Annotated in this window: 16 protein-coding genes; 3 read left to right on the top strand and 13 right to left on the bottom strand. The window is 55.7% G+C overall.

The features are described 5' to 3' along the window. Positions 1-85 precede the first annotated feature (85 nt). The gene (locus tag KYK14_RS12200) at positions 86-1,063 is read right to left on the bottom strand and encodes a c-type cytochrome (RefSeq protein ID WP_219159139.1); all 978 of its coding nucleotides are present in this window, start codon (positions 1,061-1,063) and stop codon (positions 86-88) included. Positions 1,064-1,280: 217 nt separating this feature from the next. Between KYK14_RS12200 and KYK14_RS12195 the strand changes: the two genes are divergently transcribed. After that, the gene (locus KYK14_RS12195; RefSeq protein WP_219159137.1) at positions 1,281-2,810 is read left to right on the top strand and encodes a sigma 54-interacting transcriptional regulator; all 1,530 of its coding nucleotides are present in this window, start codon (positions 1,281-1,283) and stop codon (positions 2,808-2,810) included. Between the two features lie 81 nt (positions 2,811-2,891). Here KYK14_RS12195 and KYK14_RS12190 read toward each other — a convergent pair whose 3' ends face one another. Then, positions 2,892-3,140 carry a hypothetical protein gene (locus KYK14_RS12190; RefSeq protein ID WP_185283406.1) on the bottom strand — a complete coding sequence of 83 codons (249 nt, stop codon included), beginning with the start codon at positions 3,138-3,140 and terminating at the stop codon, positions 2,892-2,894. Between the two features lie 128 nt (positions 3,141-3,268). Beyond that, complete coding sequence (locus KYK14_RS12185) at positions 3,269-3,727, bottom strand: peptidylprolyl isomerase (RefSeq protein WP_185283407.1); 459 nt, start codon at positions 3,725-3,727, stop codon at positions 3,269-3,271. A gap of 207 nt (positions 3,728-3,934) precedes the next feature. On the opposite strand from KYK14_RS12185, the gene KYK14_RS12180 reads away from it, so the two are divergent. Next, entirely contained in the window at positions 3,935-4,585 is a 651-nt protein-coding gene (locus KYK14_RS12180) for a fasciclin domain-containing protein (protein WP_219159135.1), read from the top strand. 85 nt (positions 4,586-4,670) lie between these two features. On the opposite strand, the gene KYK14_RS12175 is transcribed toward KYK14_RS12180, so the two are convergent. The 10 genes from KYK14_RS12175 to yihA form a co-directional block, all read right to left on the bottom strand. Then, positions 4,671-5,555 carry an NAD(P)-dependent oxidoreductase gene (locus tag KYK14_RS12175; protein ID WP_219159133.1) on the bottom strand — a complete coding sequence of 295 codons (885 nt, stop codon included), beginning with the start codon at positions 5,553-5,555 and terminating at the stop codon, positions 4,671-4,673. A gap of 74 nt (positions 5,556-5,629) precedes the next feature. Further along, positions 5,630-7,102 carry a hypothetical protein gene (locus tag KYK14_RS12170; protein ID WP_219159131.1) on the bottom strand — a complete coding sequence of 491 codons (1,473 nt, stop codon included), beginning with the start codon at positions 7,100-7,102 and terminating at the stop codon, positions 5,630-5,632. Positions 7,103-7,312: 210 nt separating this feature from the next. Then, positions 7,313-8,239, bottom strand: coding sequence for a ribosome small subunit-dependent GTPase A (gene rsgA / locus KYK14_RS12165; protein ID WP_185283412.1), 927 nt, complete (start codon positions 8,237-8,239; stop codon positions 7,313-7,315). Between the two features lie 146 nt (positions 8,240-8,385). Further along, positions 8,386-9,666 (bottom strand): 3-deoxy-D-manno-octulosonic acid transferase, encoded by a 1,281-nt coding sequence (locus KYK14_RS12160; protein WP_343217095.1) that lies wholly within the window; start codon positions 9,664-9,666, stop codon positions 8,386-8,388. A gap of 136 nt (positions 9,667-9,802) precedes the next feature. Then, complete coding sequence (locus tag KYK14_RS12155; protein WP_185283413.1) at positions 9,803-10,438, bottom strand: peroxiredoxin; 636 nt, start codon at positions 10,436-10,438, stop codon at positions 9,803-9,805. 63 nt (positions 10,439-10,501) lie between these two features. Beyond that, positions 10,502-10,966, bottom strand: coding sequence for a Fur family transcriptional regulator (locus KYK14_RS12150; RefSeq protein ID WP_219159127.1), 465 nt, complete (start codon positions 10,964-10,966; stop codon positions 10,502-10,504). A gap of 86 nt (positions 10,967-11,052) precedes the next feature. Next, positions 11,053-12,321, bottom strand: a complete 1,269-nt coding sequence (locus KYK14_RS12145) for an aspartate kinase (RefSeq protein WP_219159125.1) — start codon at positions 12,319-12,321, stop codon at positions 11,053-11,055. Between the two features lie 100 nt (positions 12,322-12,421). Then, positions 12,422-12,976 (bottom strand): DUF5606 family protein, encoded by a 555-nt coding sequence (locus KYK14_RS12140; RefSeq protein WP_208306176.1) that lies wholly within the window; start codon positions 12,974-12,976, stop codon positions 12,422-12,424. Positions 12,977-13,058: 82 nt separating this feature from the next. Further along, entirely contained in the window at positions 13,059-13,469 is a 411-nt protein-coding gene (locus tag KYK14_RS12135; protein ID WP_185283417.1) for an energy transducer TonB, read from the bottom strand. 120 nt (positions 13,470-13,589) lie between these two features. Then, positions 13,590-14,207, bottom strand: a complete 618-nt coding sequence (gene yihA, locus KYK14_RS12130; RefSeq protein ID WP_219159123.1) for a ribosome biogenesis GTP-binding protein YihA/YsxC — start codon at positions 14,205-14,207, stop codon at positions 13,590-13,592. 501 nt (positions 14,208-14,708) lie between these two features. On the opposite strand from yihA, the gene KYK14_RS12125 reads away from it, so the two are divergent. After that, positions 14,709-16,943, top strand: coding sequence for an OmpA family protein (locus KYK14_RS12125; protein ID WP_185283419.1), 2,235 nt, complete (start codon positions 14,709-14,711; stop codon positions 16,941-16,943). Positions 16,944-17,044: the final 101 nt, after the last annotated feature.

The raw sequence follows: 17,044 nt of genomic DNA, 5'->3' as shown, positions 1-17,044 counted from the left end.
AAGTAATGGTAAATGCTAATTACCTAGTGCTAGTCGTTCAAGCGTGATAAGGTCCTTCGCTGCGCTCAGGATGACAGCAAGGTTCTTACCGCGTTGCTACCCGCACGCCATCTTCCGCCGTGGCATTCTTGATCTTGGGCACCGATTGCAGGTAGGCATACAGCGCGTGCACTTCTTCTTCGGTCAGGCGGGAGTATTTGGGCATGGGGTTCTGTATAGGGCCGCTAGGTGCCATGCCGTAGCGCATGGCCTGGCCAAACTGCGCTTCGGTCCAGGTGCCGATGCCGGTTTCGGGGTCGGCGGTGATGTTGCGGGAGTAGATGGACTGGCCCTGTAGCGTGACTAGCTGGTTGCCGCCACCCAGGTAGCCTTCCGACTGCTCGGGGTGCTCCGCGTTGTTGGTTTTGAAGTCTTTGGAGTGGCACTCGAAGCATTGGTAGCGGCCCACTACCAGATAGCGGCCGTAAGCTATGGTTTCGGTTGGCTTGGGTGGGGCTATGCTGCGAGTGGGTAGGGGCGTGGGCTTCATTACCGTATTCGCCAATGCTTTAAGCAGGAATGAAGGCTGCTGCGCGGGGGTAGGGGTAGGCGCGGGTTTCACCCACGGGCTGCCAGAGTGCAGAAAGGCCAGCATACTGCTCATGTCCTCATCCGACATATGCACGAAATGCGGCATAATGAGACGATAACGCCCGTCGCGCCCGATACCGGTGCGTAGGAGCGTCACCACCTCCGCATCGGTCCAGTTGCCGATGCCGTGCGTTTTATCTTGGGTGATATTGGCCGAATAAACCGCTCCGAATTCCTTCGGAATATCCAGCAGTTGATGACCAGATAGTGAATTGGTTTGTCGATTGAGGTGGCAATCGGCGCAGCTAGCCGTAACCAGTTTCTCCCCCAAGTCTACCTGGATAGGGGTAGCCGCTACCACAGGGGGAGGCAGTTGGCTGGTGGGCACCTCGTAGGTAGGCACGCCATACACCTGCACCCACACCACAAGCCCGAGTACTGCTACAAGGATAACTAGCAGCACAGCGCCCCCAATTTTTACAATCTTATTCATATAATCACAAATTATATTTTATAAATACAATATAGCGCTTATATACTGAAAGAAGTTCTCATGTAGAAAGGAAAAAGATATGCACCACCCTATAATTTTCAGGGGGCAACTGAGGTAGCCCGAAACCAATGTCCTAGCGAATCAGTTGTATGCTTCAGTTGCCCTACTATGGCTTGGCCGATGCAGCGCGAAGCTTTCCTGGCACTTTCCCTTCTATATGAACGTACCCACTATTCGTACCCTCGGCGAGCTAAAACAATCTGGTTATCAGCCCCGCTCTGTGAAACAGGAGCTACGCGACAACCTGATTGCCAAGCTCCGCTCCAAAGAAGAAGTGTTTCCTGGCATTTATGGCTACGAGGAAACCGTTATTCCTGACCTGCAACGCGCCATTCTGGCCGGGCACCACATCAACATGCTGGGCCTACGGGGGCAGGCCAAAACTCGTATTGCTCGCCTGCTGGTAGGTTTGCTCGACGAGTACATTCCCGTGGTGGAAGGCTCGGAGCTGAACGATGACCCCTTGCAGCCCCTGTCGGTATTTGCCCGCAACCTCATTGAGGAGAAAGGCGACGACACGCCCATTTCCTGGCTGCACCGCGACGAGCGCTACACCGAGAAGCTGGCTACCCCCGACGTATCCGTAGCTGACCTCATCGGCGACGCCGACCCCATCAAAGCCGCTACCCTGAAGCTGCCCTACTCCGACGAACGGGTGATTCACTTCGGTCTGATTCCGCGTGCGCACCGCGGCATCTTCGTTATCAACGAGCTGCCCGACTTGCAGGCCCGTATTCAGGTGTCGCTCTTCAACATCTTGCAGGAAGGTGATATTCAGATTCGCGGTTTCAAGGTGCGCCTGCCGCTGGATATCCAGTTCGTCTTCACTGCCAACCCCGAAGACTACACCAACCGTGGCAGCATCGTAACGCCGCTGAAGGACCGTATCGACGCGCAGATTATCACGCACTACCCCAAGAGCATCGAAATTGGTAAGCGTATCACTAAGCAAGAAGCTCGCATTAAAGAGGAGCAAAAAGGCTTAGTGACCACCAACGAAATTGTGCACGACCTGGTGGAGCAGGTGGCCATTGAGGCCCGCGGCTCGGAGTATGTAGATGCTAAGTCGGGCGTGTCGGCCCGCCTTACTATCTCGGCCTACGAGCAGGTAATTGCCGCCGCCGAGCGCCGGGCGCTCATCAACGGTGAGAAAAACACGTACGTGCGCATTGCCGACTTCGTAGGAGCCGTGCCTGCCGTAACGGGTAAGGTAGAGCTGGTGTACGAAGGCGAACAGGAAGGCGCCGGTATTGTGGCCGAAAAGCTGATGGGCAAGGCCCTACGCACGCAATTCCTAAACTACTTCCCCGACCCTGAAAAGTCGAAGAAGCAGAAAGACAAGCCGAATCCCTACAAGTCCATCCAGGACTGGTTTGGCTCGCGCACCATCGACCTGCTACACGATGCTTCCGACGAAGACTACCGCAAGGTGCTCGACGTGGTGCCGGGTTTGCAAGACTTGGTGCAACAGAGCGTACCCAGCGAGTTGAGCAAGGAGAACCGCTACTTCTGGATGGAATTTGCCCTGCACGGTATGGCCGAGCACAGCCTGATTTCGCGCAACCGCCTCACGGCCGGCGCGCAGTTCAAGGACCTGCTCAGCAGCATGTTCACTATGCCCAACTTCGGGGATGACGACGACGATGACGACGACTACCAGTCGTCGCGCAAGCGCAAGCGCCGGTAGGGTAGGAGACCCATCCTAATGCACACAGAAAAGGCCCAGGCTATTGATAGACTGGGCCTTTTCTGTAATAGAAAGAGAGAATTACAACTTACGCGCTTTCAGCTCCTGCTTAGCTGCCTTCAGTTGATATTCCATAGACTTCAGTTTTGCCTTTTCAGCATCAACAATGCGCTCCTGGCTGTCAATGTCTCGCTCCAAACCTTCTACCCGTTGAGCTTGCTCGGCTATTACCGGATTGTTCGAGTTAACGTCGGATCGGAAGACAGAGCAGCTGCTGAGTGATGCAACAGATAGGAAAGCAAAGAGAATTGTTTTAGGAAAGAATTTCATAAGTGAAAAGCATTGTTATACTGTCATGTACGTGAGACCAGCTAGCTAGTTGAGCGGGCGTTAAAATAAAGAAGGCCTGCCAACACGAAGTTGGCAGGCCTTCTTTATCAGAAATTAGAAACCGAAAGCTACGCCTCGTTCACTACAATTTTCTCAATCGTATCGTTGGCGCGAATCTCGTCGATTATGTCCACGCCCTCTACCACTTTACCAAATACAGTGTGGTTTCGGTCAAGGTGGGCGGTGTTCTGGCGGTCGTGTACAATAAAGAACTGGCTACCCCCCGTGTTGCGGCCGGCGTGGGCCATGCTCAGAGCACCGCGCTCGTGATACTGGTGGTCGCCGGTCAGCTCACAGTCAATTTTATAGCCGGGGCCGCCGGTGCCGGGTGTGCCCTTGGCACCATCGCGGGAGTTGGGGCAGCCGCCCTGAATCACGAAGTTGGGGATAACGCGGTGAAACTTCAGACCGTCGTAGAAGCCTTTTTGCGCCAGATCGGTGAAATTTTTAACGGTTTTGGGGGCGTCCTGCTCGTAGAATTCTACTTTCATGATACCCTTATTGGTGTGGATTTCAGCGGTTTTCATATGGAAAACGGAAGATTAGATGGGTGGAAAGAATACCTACCGAAGAAGTGGCAGCCCTGCAAAAGTAACCAATTTGCGGGGGTAGGAAATCCGGTGGCCAATTCCTTGTCGTAGGTATTTGGTAGAACGGCCACCGTAGCCGAGCTTGCGGTGGCTTTCGGGCCAAACATACTTTCTTTCTTAACCCTCATTTCGTTTCCTGTCTTCATGAAAAAGACTTTCCGCAATTCCTTTCTGGCGCTTTGCGCTGTTGCCTCGGTAGGGTTTGGCCTGACCAGCTGCGACAACAACAAGGGTGCTGACACCACCACGGAAGCCCCCGGCACCGAATCGGCGATGACCGACACGCTAGCTACCATGCCCAACGACTCGTCGCGCATGGGCAAGCCCGAGGGCGTGCTGGTAGATGGCGTACCCATGACGCCAGACAAATCCATTGTGCAAAATGCTGTGATGGCACCTAGCGTGAGCACGCTGGTGAAGGCTGTGCAAGCTGCTGGCCTCGACGGTACCCTAAGCGGCCCCGGTCCGTTCACCGTATTTGCGCCCACCAACGCCGCCTTCGATAAGCTACCGAAAGGCGCACTGGCTGGCTTGATGAAGCCTGAAAGCAAGGAAAAGCTGAAGGGTGTACTCACCTACCACGTTATCCAGAGCCGCCTGCTGGCCGCTGACCTCAAAGACGGGCAGGAACTGACCACCATGAATGGCGAGAAAGTAAAAATCTCGGTGCAAGGTGGTAAAGTGATGATCAGCAACGGAAAAGACGCACCTGTTACTGTGCAAACTGCCGATGTAATTTCCAGCAACGGCGTAACCCACGTCATCGACGGTGTGCTGCTGCCCACCGCTCAATAATATCAACGATTTCCTGATTGGTTGAAAAGGCCCAGCTGTTTCGGCTGGGCTTTTTTTTGTTGTGAGAGGCGCGTGCAACGCGCCCCTACAGCCCAGCGCCTTGGGCCACGCGCTCTGCGAAGCTGGCCCAGTCAACATCTTGTTCATTGAGCGCGACGGTTGCGGTGAGTTGGTCGCGGATGATGTTAGCGAAGGGCATGGGTACCCCCTGTTTGTAAGCTTCCTGTACCACCAAGTTCATATCCTTGCGAATGATGGCGGGTGGGGCGCCCACGGGCTGGTAGTGGCGCTCGGCTATCAGCTTGCCGTAGCTTTTGTAGACGGGATTGTTGAACAGCGTGCTGGTAAGCATTTCGTAGAAGGCTACCCGATCGAGACCGGCTTTTTCGGCCAAGGTGAGAGCTTCGGCCATGCCCTCAATCACGGTGCCGAGTAGGAAGTTGCCGCAAAGCTTGGCTACGCTGGCAGCACCAGCATCGTCGCCGAATGAATAGGTGCCTTGGCCGAAAGCCGCTTGCAAAGGCTCCAGCCGCTGCCGCGCTTCGGTGGGGCCAGAGCTGCCTACCCACAGGTTACCGGCCTGGGCCACGTCGGGCTTGCCAAATACGGGCGAGGCTACCAGAGTAGAGCCATGTTGCTGATGCGCCTCGGCCAGACGGCGGTTGGTGTCGGAGGCTACAGTGCTACACGAAGCATGAATAGCACCTTGAGGTAGGGCCGCCAGAAAGCCCTCGGGGCCAATGGTTAGTTCTTCCAGTGCCTTATCATCCGTCACCATCGTAAACACAACCGTGGCTTCACGGACAGCCTCAGCAGGGGTAGCGGCTACGGTAGCGCCCTGTTGCCGGAGTGGCTCGGCTTTGCTAGCCGTGCGGTTGTATACGGTGAGCGGAAAACCGGCTTTTAGCAAGTTGGTCGCCATGGCGGCGCCCATGCTGCCCAAGCCCAGAAAGGCAATTTTCTCAGCCATTTTCTTTGTGAAAAGTGAAGGTGCAAATGGCTGGGTATACGCAGGAAGCGCGAAAAGAGACTGTCGACCGCCTGTTACTCGTTTTGAAGGGCACGGGCGATGCTGTCGGACGGCGTGTGCATGATTTGGTCTGGGTCCTGTGGCTCCAACTCCTCCTCTTCTAGTATAGCTGGCTCGGGCGAAGCAGGTAGTGTTTCAACGGAATCACTTGTCTCGGCGGAATCAGGGGCCATCATAACCTCCTCCTCCACAGGAGGTGTTCTGTGTCGAACAGACCTGGTAGGAGCGTGCGGCCGCGTGGTGGGGCGGGTGAAATGTTTCACTCCCCAAATGCCTGCTACCAGACCCAGTAGCAAGACCAACACCAGCAGGGCTACCCGTTCCAGACGAACCAGCTTTTGAGATTTAGCCACACGCCCAGGAGGCGGCGGCGTGCGTGAAGCGCTAGGGCGTTGAGGTTGGGCCGAAACCGTCAGCGGTACTTCGACCATTGGGGTAGGAGCAGGAGTTAGGGTTGAATGACGCAGTTGTTCCAGGAGTTGGCCGAGCTGTTGAATGCGGGCGTCCAATTCCTGATTGCGGGCGGCTGCCTCAGCGCGCACGGTACGCAATGCTTCTTCCAACGCCTGCTCCTGTTGCTCGGCCCGCCGCGCCGCATCCGATTGACCGGCTTGCGCTACCTGCTGCCGTAGCTGTTCCAGCTCCTTCGCCTGCACCGACTCGCGGGCAGCAGCGGTTTGCTGTTGCTGCGCAAGCTGCTGCTGCAACTCTCGCCGCAACTGCTCTAGCCGCACTTGTTCCTGCTGTTGCTCGGCTAGCGAGGTAGGCGAAGGTGCTCCGTAAGGCGGATCGGCGGGTACGTCTTCAGCGCCCAGCCAGCCCCAAAGCTGCCGTAGCTTGCGCGTCCAGTAGCCATCGGCTTCTGCATTCGTTGCTGGGGTAGCTTCGTTGGCGGGGTCTTCGTCTTGGTAAAGAGCTGTCAGGCGGTCAGCCCAGGCCAGCAGCTCGTGTTCGGCCAGGAGTAATTCTGGGTGCGCCAGCTGCCACAAGCGGCGCGGCAGCAGTTGCGCGTTGCTTAGGAGTTGGAAATCCCCGGCGCCGGGATAGTGGCGAAGCTGCCGCTCCACTTCCGGCCCAAACGACAACGGCGCTTCAAATAGTACCATACCCGTAAGGGGCGGTAGCTCGGCCGCTGGTCGATGCAGCTCCTTGCTCAGCCAAGCCGCCAGCGCTGCTTGTTGCTGTTGGTATTGGTCAAACGGATTATCGGCTGCCGCTCGGCTGGGTAGGGGCTGGCCATTTAGCTTCCAGGCGCCGTACTCCAGGGTAGGTACGCTCAGGTGGCCGCTCCCAGGTTCCAGTACTAACGCTGTGATGCTGCGCGGCCGCACTACCACGGCATCGAGGGCAATACCCGCGACATCTAAATTCCCTAGTAGCAACGTGGTAGGGGCAGCTACTTCGGCCTCCAATACCTCGCATACTGCTTCGTACTGCCGCTGCCGGGCGGCGTCTGCGAAAGGTGCAAATAAGAAGCAGTGGACCATGTTATGATGCTTTTAGCTGTTGGCTATCAGCCACTAGCTCTTGTTCTAACTTATTCCCTACGCTAGTTGCTGCTGGCTGTTCATCAGCAACTTCAGTTTCGGTTAGAGGGATAGGAAGACAGGTAGAGGCTTTCTTCCGCATGTTCACCTAATCCAAAACAAGCCCAACAAGCGCCCTTTGGGTGTATTTCCTAAATGTCAATAGCTCAATCAATGTCGATTATCCTCGTCGTGGAGCATGCTTAGGTAGCTGTCGTAGCGGGGTAGGGCAATGCGGCCTTTTTCCACGGCTTCGATAACAGCGCAGCCCGGCTCCTGCACGTGGCGGCAGTTGTGGTACCGGCACTGGTTGAGCAGGGCGCGCATCTCCGGGAAAAAGTGCGCCAACTCGCCTGGCTGCACGTCCACCAGACCCAGTTCCTTGATGCCGGGCGTGTCGATCAGGTAGGTGCCGGGGCGCACTTCCAGCATTTCGGCGTAGGTAGTGGTATGCACGCCTTTGTCAGAAAACTGGCTGATTTCAGCAGTTTTCAAGTCCAAATCGGGCACCAGTACATTGATCAACGTGCTTTTTCCTACCCCGGAGTGCCCCGAAAGCAGCGTGGTTTTACCATCGAGCAAAGCATCAACTTCGGCCACGCCTACCCCGCTTTGGGCCGAGGTGAGTAGGCTGGGGTAGCCCACGCGTTGGTACATTTTACCAATCTGCTGCTGATAATCGGCTAGGTCGTCGTCATGCAAATCAGCTTTGTTGAAGATGAGCGTGACCGGAATGCTGTACGCCTCCGCCGTAACCAGAAACCGGTCGATGAACCCGAACGACGTGGCCGGCGATACCAGCGTGACCACCAGCAGCGCCTGATCGAGGTTGGCGGCTACAATGTGGGAATGCTCCGTTTTATGCACCGAGCGCCGGATGATGTAGTTGCGGCGCGGCTCGATGTGATGAATCACGCCCGCGCCTTCGGTTTGCTCCTCCACCGTAAACTCCACCTGGTCGCCCACGGCCAGCGGGTTGCTTACCTTCAGGCCCTTCTGCTTGAACTTGCCCCGCAGTCGGCAGCGGTGCAGCGTCCCAGTAGCTGTATCGCGCACCAAATACCAAGACCCAGTTGATTTAACAACAATACCTACCACAGCGAGTAACTGAATGAATGAGTGAATAAATGCGTGATAGTAAGTGTAATACAGTATTGTCATCCTGCGCTTGCGAAAGACTTTCTCACGGTAGAACGAGTCGTTGGTACGTCTGTCGTTCTACCGTGAGAAAGTCTTTCGCAAGCTCAGGATGATAAACGGTTTTTATTATCACTCACTAGTTCACCATCAAGCCACGCCATAATGCGCTGGGTGGCGCCGGCGTGTTGAAATACGTAGTCCAGGTTGAGGTCTTGCACGACTAGGCGGGCGGCTTCGTTGCGCAGCAGGGGTAGCAGCGCCTTTTCCAGCTCCTGTGCTGAGTGCACAGGAAACGCGCCGCCTAGCGCCACCAATTCCACGGCTTCCTGAAACTTGTGGTAAGTAGGCCCAAAAAACACCGGCAAGCCAAACGCCGCCGCTTCCAATGTGTTGTGTAGGCCTTTGCCAAAGGCCCCACCCACGTAGGCAAACTGACCGAAACGGTAGAGCTGAGAGAGCAGCCCTACGTTGTCGATGAGCAACACGCGGGCTTGCGCCACGGTGGCCGGCGTGGCGGTGGAGTAGCGCACCACTTGGCCCGGCAGCGCCGCCTCTACCTGCCGCAGATTGGCCTCGCCAATTTCATGCGGTGCCACGATAAAGCGTAGCTCTTGGCGGTAACTTTGGAATATCGGCGTGAGGGTAGGCAGGTCTTCGGGCCAGCTGCTACCCACAATCATCACCGACGCCCCATCGACCTGAAAAGCATCTACGAGGGGTAGAGGAATGGGCGGTTGTGCCGCTGTGCGTGCTACCGTATCAAAGCGCGTGTCGCCGGCCACGCTCGCCTGCTGAATGCCAGCTTGGCGGAGCAACTCAACCGAAGCATCATTCTGCGTGAAAATATGCGTGAATCGGTTCAGAATATCACGGAAGAAGCCACCCCAGGGTTTGAAAAAGACTTGCTCGGGTCGAAAAATAGCGGATACGCATAGGGTAGGAACCTGGCGGCGTTGTAGTTCCCGCAGGAAATGGTGCCAGAATTCATACTTCACAAACACTGCCAGCCGGGGCCGCACCAAGTCAAGAAAGGCGCGGGCATTGGCGGCCGTATCCAAAGGTAGATATAGAATATAGGCCGCGCCGGGCCAGTTCTTGCGCACTTCGTAGCCCGAGGGCGAGAAAAACGTTAGCACGATTTTGTGCGTGGGATACTGGCGGGCGTAAGCCTCTATGAGTGGCCGGCCCTGCTCAAACTCGCCCAGCGAAGCACAGTGAAACCACGCCAGTGGCGCCGTTTCGTGCTGGAGCGCCTCGCGCAAACGGGTGTGCCAAGCCTTGCGGCCGCCTACCCACTGTGCCGCCTTAGGCACAAAGGGAGCCGCCAGCCGCAGCAGCAGGCCATACAAATACATGGCAACGGAATACAGAAAACTCAACAGCAAATGCGGAAATAACAGATAAGAAAAACCAGCAACGCGCTGGTGGTTTCTGCAAAAGTAGCGGGTTCCGGCTGCCCCACGAAAAAGCCCCGGTCCAGCAGGACCAGGGCTTTGCCGAAAGCAACTAATAAGGGGTGAATTAGCGGCCCTGCTGGCCCAGGTAATTCGAAACGCCTTCCTGCGTGGCCTGCATGCCTTGCTTGCCTTCTTCCCAGTCGGCGGGGCATACCTCGCCAAACTTCTCGAAGTGTTGCAGGGCGTCTACCATGCGCATTGCTTCGTCGATGGAGCGACCCAGCGGGCCGTCGTTCACGAGCTGGTGACGCACAATGCCATCTTTGTCAATCAGAAACAAGCCGCGGTATGCAACCGGTGAGCCTACGAAAATCATTTCGCCAGACTCATTGTAATCGTAATGACCGCCCAGCACGTCGTAGTTGGCGGCAATGGTTTTGGTAGCGTCGGCTACTAGCGGGTAGGTTACGCCCTCAATGCCACCCCGGTCGTGCGGAGTATTCAGCCAAGCAAAGTGCGAGAAGTGCGAGTCGGTGGAGCAGCCTACCACGGCTACGCCTTTCTTCTCGAAATCAGCCAGCCGCTCCTGAAAGGCCAGGATTTCGGTGGGGCACACAAAAGTGAAGTCGGAAGGGTAGAAGTAGAACAATACGTGCTTCTTGCCCAGGTAACGGTCGAGAGAATACTCTTCCTCGAATTCGCCGTCGATAACGGCCGTAGCCTTGAAAGAAGGAGCACGTTTGCCAACGAGAACTGCCATGGTTATTAGGAAATTGGGGGTAAAAGGGAATGAAAAAGCAAGGGAATCGTTGGGCGGGATGGGTCAGGCAGAGCGGATGATTTTCTCGCCGGTGATGTGTAGCGAGAACGAATGCGGCTGGAAGTTTTCAAACCCCCGCGCCGCCAGAAACTCCTGAATCAGAGCGTCCAGCTGCGGGTCGCGGTAGTCCAGAATTTCCTGGGTAGCGGTGCAAAACAAGTGGTGGTGGGGCGAACAATCAGCATCGTAGCGACGGGCCGCGCCGTCGGCCACAGCCACTCGCTTCACCAACCCCGCTACCACAAAACTATCCAGCGCCTTATACACCGTACCCAGCGACAGGGTAGGGGCTTCGACCGCAACCTGGCGGTGTACCTGCTCGGCGGTGGGGTGGTCGCGCAGGGCCAGCAATCCGCCCAGAATCAGAACGCGTTGTTGGGTAGCGCGCAATCCAGCACGAGCCAGCAGGCCGCGCACGTGCGCAGGGGTAGGCAAGGAAGGAGTTGTAGAAGCAGCAGAAACCGGCACTGGTCAGGAGGAATGAACCGCAAAGATAAGGTGAAAAGCGCAGGAGCCGCCACAATGTTTCGGCTAGCCTGGCACTACCATCTCACTTATACCTCCTCGCGGCACACCATCTGGAAGGTTTGCCGGGTGCGTTGCTCCAGCAGCAGCGTACGGCCCGCCGTAAGGCGTTCCAGGCTATCAGTAGTGTAGTTTTTGATGGTGTAAAGCACTAGCTCCGTGTTGTAATGCACCGTGAACTGGTCGCGCAGCAAGCTCAGCAATTGCTCCAACCGATAAGCCGAAAAATCGGTGCACACCGAGAAGCTAATGGCCGAGTTCTGCATCACGTGAATTTTGAGCCGCACCTGTGCCAACGCCCCAAAAATTACCTCCAGGTTTTCCTCCGAAATAAACGTGAGGTCTTTCGACTCAAAGGAAATCAGGCACTGGCCGGCCTTGCGGATATAGGCCGGCGCCAGTAGCCCGTGCTGACAGTCATGCACGCGCGTTCCTTCAGCCGTGGGGTGCAAAAACGACTTCACCAGCAACGGAATCCCGCGCACCGCCAGCGGCTTAATGGTTTTGGGGTGAATCACAGACGCACCGTAGTAGGCCATTTCGATGGTTTCCTGGTAGCTGATTTCCGGGTAGCGCACCGTGTCGGCAAAGAACTTGGGGTCGGCGTTGAGTAGGCCCGCCACGTCTTTCCAGATGGTAACGGATTCAGCGCCCATACAGTACGCCAGAATGGCCGCGGTGTAGTCTGAGCCCTCACGGCCGAGCGTGGTGGTGCGGCCGTCGGCGGTGCCGCCCAAAAAGCCCTGCGTCACCACGGGGCCTTGGGCCAGCAGTGGGGGTAGAGTATCCTGTAGCTGCTGTTCGGTGGTGGCCCAATCCACGCGCGCCTCGCGCCAAGTGCTATCGGTGCGGAGCAGAGGGCGGCAATCAAGCCACTGCGCCGCCAGCGTGTGGGCTACCAGCCGCGTAGCCAGTAGCTCCCCAAAGCTCACAATTTGGTCGTATTGCTGGTCGTATTGCGCGGGCGTGAGGTCGCTCAACTGCTGCCGAAGAAGAGTAAATAGTTCTTGTAGAGCGGGTTGTGCATCCTGCCGGGTAGGCTCTGCCAGTTCTTGGGCCGTTTGCAGGTGGTAGTCTTCCACCGCCTGCAAAGCTTCCGCGTACAGCTTTCCTGTGTAGGCCCGCTGAAAGACATCCTCCAACGCGTTGGTGGTTTTGCCCATTGCCGATACCACAATCAGCAGCGGGCCCTGGCCTTCATACATCCGCACAATGGCGGCCAGATTGCGGATGGCAGGGGCGTCCTTCACGGAGGCACCCCCAAACTTAAAAACCTTTAGAGTGGGTAGTGGCTGCATGGCTCAAAAGTAGCGGCTCCGGAATTGAATTCGCAGATAACAAGTACAAAAGCCCGCTCAGGAATTACCTGAGCGGGCTTTCGCGTGTAATCGAAGCCGACTATTCGGCTTTTTTCTTACTCTTTTTGGGTGCTTCCGTGGCAGCCTCTGGGTTGGCAGCCGCCGCGTCGTCCGTTGCCGTAGCATCCGCTGAAATCTCGCCGCCCGTGCTGAGGGGCTCGTCGGCTGCGGGGGTAGCGTCGTCCTCATCGGTAGCCGGAGCCTGGTATTCCAGGTTTTTGCTCACAATGCCGTACCAAGTCACCAGTTTCTTGATATCAGACATATACACCCGGTCGCGGTCGTAATCCGGAATTACCTGGCCCATGAAAGCCGTCAGGTCGCGGTCATCCGATTTGCTGGTCAGCTCCAGCTCGGCGCCAAACTGCTGGTGAATCCGGTCGAACACCTCAGTCAGAGCTACAGTCTGGTCATAGTCCTGGGTGTAGATGGAAATTTCCTGGAGCAGCGACACTTTGTTGCGGGCCGAGGCGATGGAGCGCGTGCCGCGGCCATCGAGGGCTTCAATAATAACGCCGGTGCGGGTGGGGCTTACAAGACGGTACAGACCGGGCATTCCGCTAATGGCGGCAATTTCCTTCAGGTCGTAGGGCATAAGGGTAAAGTCGGTTGGTGTAGAAGGCGGCAAAGGTAGCATTCCGAACGAGTTGGTGCCGGATGGCCGCCCGAAGATTCAATTAGAGCTTAAACACGATGGGCAGGCTGGTGAGCACCGCGTAATCGGGCTTCTTGAATTGCAGCAGTTTAGCTACGCGCATGGCTTCATCGCCGCAGCCACCGCCTACTCCTTTCACCAGCTTAAAGCCGCTGGTAGTGCCGTCGGTGTTCAGCGTGAAGCTCACAATACAGGTGCCCTGAATGCGGTTGCGCTTGGCCAGCACCGGGTATTTCAGCTCCTTCTCAATAAAGGCATACATGGCTTCCTGACCACCCTCGTAATACTCGGCCACTGGAATGGCTTTGGCAACGCCGCCGGCCGGAGCCGCTTGGGTAGCGGTTGGTGCCGGGGCTGCAGGCTTGGTTTGGGCAACCACGGAAGTTGCACCAGCCAGCAAACCACAACTCAGAAGAAAAGCGAATTTTTTCATGGGAATTAAGTAATCGTTCGAAAGTAAACGAGTTATTAATCGTTTCAGTGAATGAGAAGACAGCGGCCAAGAAAACATACGGCCGCGCTGCCTACCCCTAACGTCAAGAAAGAAGCCAGATTATGGGTTCTCTGGTGTTTCGGCCAGCTGCTGATTGATTTTACCAATAAAACCGAGTATCTCCTCCCGGCCTTCCTTCGACTCGGCGGAGGTAATAAAGTGGCGTGGCAGCTCATCCCAAATCGCGCTCATCTTTTCCAGATACGCATCAATCAGCTGGCGTGTGCGCGTGGCCGACTGCTTATCGGCCTTGGTAAACACCATCACGAAGGGAATGCCCTGGGTGCCTAGCATTTCCATAAACTCTAGGTCCACAGCCTGCGGGGGTAGGCGCGAGTCGAGCAGCACAAATAGGCACGTCAGATTTTCGCGGTTGCGCAGGTAGAAGTTGATCATCTTTCCCCACTGCGCCCGCGCCACTTTGCTCACTTTGGCGTAGCCATAGCCTGGCAAATCGACCAAGTACCAGTTTTTGTTGATCAGGAAATGGTTGATCAGCTGTGTTTTACCAGGAGTGGAGGACGTTTTAGCCAACGCCTTCTGCCCGGTTAGCATATTGATGAGGGAAGATTTGCCCACATTGGAGCGCCCAATGAAGGCATATTCCGGTAGGGTAGGCGGTGGGCAAGCGTCGAGGCGAGTATTGCTAGCCAGGAAGGCAGCATCGTGAATTTGCATAGGCAGCTAGGCGAAACCGCAAAGGTACAACGAGACGCCAGTATGAAGCGCCAGGAAAAAACTTTGCTATTTCCTTTTAAATAGCGTTATAATCCTGTATTCGTGTAAAAAATTGAAATACTAGGTATACTTTTTGGATGGCCAAATCTCCGAGCAATGAGCGTCACCTCAATATTTTCGAATGGATAGGATAAGAGTAAGGGCGTATTATAAAATTTCTATCTTTGCCCGCAAACGTGCTTGTTGGGGAAGCTCTACAACAGACTGTTACTAACAATTAGTTCCACTTCGTCGTACCAGCGCTACTAAATTATTTGCTTGCCCTTAACCCTGTAGCAGGTTTTAAGTATAAGAGGCAGCCTAATAAAAACTAAGTTTGCAGGGCGAAGCTGCTCTACCAACGAGCTACCGCACCGCTTTATTTTTCAAACATCTCCCCCAATGGACAACGTAGTCAAAAGCTTATTAAAGGCCTCTTGTGCTTTTGCCCTTGCTACTGCTATGGCCCAGCCTGCGCTGGCTCAAGGTACCCGCAAGCAGCTGAAGACCGCTAATAAGTTTTTCGAGCAGGAGAACTATCGGGCTTCTATTCCTTACTATGAGCAGGTGTTGGCGCAGGACCCCAACAACGCGCAGGCACTGTTCCGGGCTGGTATTGCCTATATGTCGTTTGATAAGGAAAAGGCCAGCGACTATATCTATAAGGCACAGAAGTTGAAACCACGTGTGTCGCGTGATGTGGAGTATTGGTTGGGCCGCGTAGATCACCTCAACTACAACTTCGACGAAGCTATTGCCCACTTTCAGGCCTACAACACCACCCTGAAAGCCAAGGATACCCGCAAAAAAGAACTGGCCCAGCTGATTCAGCACAGCAAAAACGCTAAGGTGCAGTTCAATACGCCCAAGGATATCTTCGTGAAAAACCTGGGGCCGACCATCAACACCCAGTGGTCGGAGCACAGCCCGGTTATCTCGCAGGACGACCAGGTGCTGCTCTTCACCTCGCGCTCGGACAATATGAACGAGACGCCAGTGGTGACGGAGAATAACAAGAGCAAAGTAAAAGACAAGAAACTAGCCGCCGACGGCCAGTACTACGAAAACATTTACGAGGCCAAGCGCATCAACGATGAGGAGTGGGAGAAGCCTCGCTCGCTGAGCACCGTGCTCAACGGCAAGGGGCACGACGCTTCTATTCAGGTATTCGACAACGACACCAAGCTGCTGATGTACCGCAACGACGAAGATGGCGACATCTTCTACTCGGAGAAGGTAGGTAGCGACTGGACGGAGGCGAAGAAGCTGAACAGCAATATCAACTCCAAGTCGTACGAGTCGGACGCCTATATCACGCCCGATGGCCAGACGATTTACTTCTCTACCTCAAAGTACTCGGAAGACGGCACGCTGGACATTTACTACTCTACTCGCCAGCAAGGCGGTGATTGGGGACCAGCCAAGTCGATTGGTAGCGCTATTAATACACCTTACGACGACGATAGCCCCTACCTGAGCCGCGACGGCAAAACGCTGTATTTCGCCTCGCGCGGCCACAACACCATGGGTGGCTACGATATTTTTAAGTCGGAGTGGGACGAAGTAGGCCGCAAGTGGGGTCGGGCCGAGAACATGGGCTACCCCATCAACACGCCCGACGACGACACCTACTACCGCCTCAGCCCCGATGGCAGCTACGCCTACCTCTCTAGCTACCGCATTGGTGGCTACGGTGAGAAGGACATCTACACCATCAACTACATCAAGAATGTGACGATTCGCGGCCAGGTGTTCTCGGCCCGCGACAGCGCTTCTGTGATTCCGGGTGTGGAATTGGTGTTCAGCGGCAAACAAGCCGATAACACGGCCCTGAGCTACCGCGATGTAACCAAGCCCGGCAACGGCGACTATCAGGTAAGCCTGCTGTCGGGTCGTACCTACCAGGTAGCCGTGTCGAAAGACGGTAAGAACATCGAGACGCAGGAGTTTGAGGTGCCTATCTCTACCAACGACTCTACCACCATTGTGAAGAACTTCTACGTGCCCTACGTAGATACCACTTCGCAAGTCGCGCTCAACAATATCTACTTCGATACCGACAAGTATAACCTGCGGCCGGAGTCGATTACAGAGCTGGACAATATTGCTCGTATTCTGAAGGCCAACCCCGGTATCAATATCTCGGTGGAAGGTAACTGCGACTCGCGTAATACCGACGAGTACAACATGGTACTGGGTCAGAACCGCGCCAATGCTGCTTACAACTACCTGAAGAAGCAAGGCGTAGCTGAAACCCGCATGGTAACGGTGAGCTACGGTGAGCGTCGTCCGGCAGCTCCAAACGATTCGCCGGAGAACATGCAGCTAAACCGCCGCACCGAATTCCGCGTGATTTTGGGTGAGGGTGAAACCATGCCGCAGATGAATGGCGGCGGCACGAGCACCAACTCGGGCGGAGGTGCCATGATGAGCCCTAGCTCGCAGCCTCGCATGACCCGGCCCATGAATGCCGCTCCTGGCGGAACCAGCGCCACGCTGGAGCCTGGCAAGAACACGGTGAAGCTCGACGATGGCACCAAAGTGAAGGTGAAAGTAGACGAGGATTCGGACAAGGTGAAAATTAAAACCAAAGGTCCGGAAGGCTCCAAGTCGAAGACGGTTACGCAGAACGGTACCATCGACGCGAAAGCAAAGACCGCTACCGGCGAGAAAACCAAAGTGAAGACTGACAATTAGTAAGTCATTGTCTGCCAACAACGCGGGCCGGGCATCATGCCCGGCCCGTTTAGTTTACAGGCACCTACTGCGGAAGTTGCGAGACCTTATCCCAACTTTAT

Source organism: Hymenobacter profundi (assembly GCF_019334315.1).
GTDB lineage: Bacteria > Bacteroidota > Bacteroidia > Cytophagales > Hymenobacteraceae > Hymenobacter > Hymenobacter profundi.
Note: the sequence above shows the minus strand (reverse complement) of the source record. Positions and strands in the feature narration are given on the sequence as shown.

What these genes read in the sequence shown, in the direction of transcription:
- KYK14_RS12200 (WP_219159139.1), bottom strand. Translation starts at nt 1,063, where the DNA reads ATGAATAAGATTGTAAAAATTGGGGGCGCTGTGCTGCTAGTTATCCTT.
- KYK14_RS12195 (WP_219159137.1), top strand. Translation starts at nt 1,281, where the DNA reads ATGAACGTACCCACTATTCGTACCCTCGGCGAGCTAAAACAATCTGGT.
- KYK14_RS12190 (WP_185283406.1), bottom strand. Translation starts at nt 3,140, where the DNA reads ATGAAATTCTTTCCTAAAACAATTCTCTTTGCTTTCCTATCTGTTGCA.
- KYK14_RS12185 (WP_185283407.1), bottom strand. Translation starts at nt 3,727, where the DNA reads ATGAAAACCGCTGAAATCCACACCAATAAGGGTATCATGAAAGTAGAA.
- KYK14_RS12180 (WP_219159135.1), top strand. Translation starts at nt 3,935, where the DNA reads ATGAAAAAGACTTTCCGCAATTCCTTTCTGGCGCTTTGCGCTGTTGCC.
- KYK14_RS12175 (WP_219159133.1), bottom strand. Translation starts at nt 5,555, where the DNA reads ATGGCTGAGAAAATTGCCTTTCTGGGCTTGGGCAGCATGGGCGCCGCC.
- KYK14_RS12170 (WP_219159131.1), bottom strand. Translation starts at nt 7,102, where the DNA reads ATGGTCCACTGCTTCTTATTTGCACCTTTCGCAGACGCCGCCCGGCAG.
- KYK14_RS12155 (WP_185283413.1), bottom strand. Translation starts at nt 10,438, where the DNA reads ATGGCAGTTCTCGTTGGCAAACGTGCTCCTTCTTTCAAGGCTACGGCC.
- KYK14_RS12145 (WP_219159125.1), bottom strand. Translation starts at nt 12,321, where the DNA reads ATGCAGCCACTACCCACTCTAAAGGTTTTTAAGTTTGGGGGTGCCTCC.
- KYK14_RS12140 (WP_208306176.1), bottom strand. Translation starts at nt 12,976, where the DNA reads ATGCCCTACGACCTGAAGGAAATTGCCGCCATTAGCGGAATGCCCGGT.
- KYK14_RS12135 (WP_185283417.1), bottom strand. Translation starts at nt 13,469, where the DNA reads ATGAAAAAATTCGCTTTTCTTCTGAGTTGTGGTTTGCTGGCTGGTGCA.
- yihA (WP_219159123.1), bottom strand. Translation starts at nt 14,207, where the DNA reads ATGCAAATTCACGATGCTGCCTTCCTGGCTAGCAATACTCGCCTCGAC.
- KYK14_RS12125 (WP_185283419.1), top strand. Translation starts at nt 14,709, where the DNA reads ATGGCCCAGCCTGCGCTGGCTCAAGGTACCCGCAAGCAGCTGAAGACC.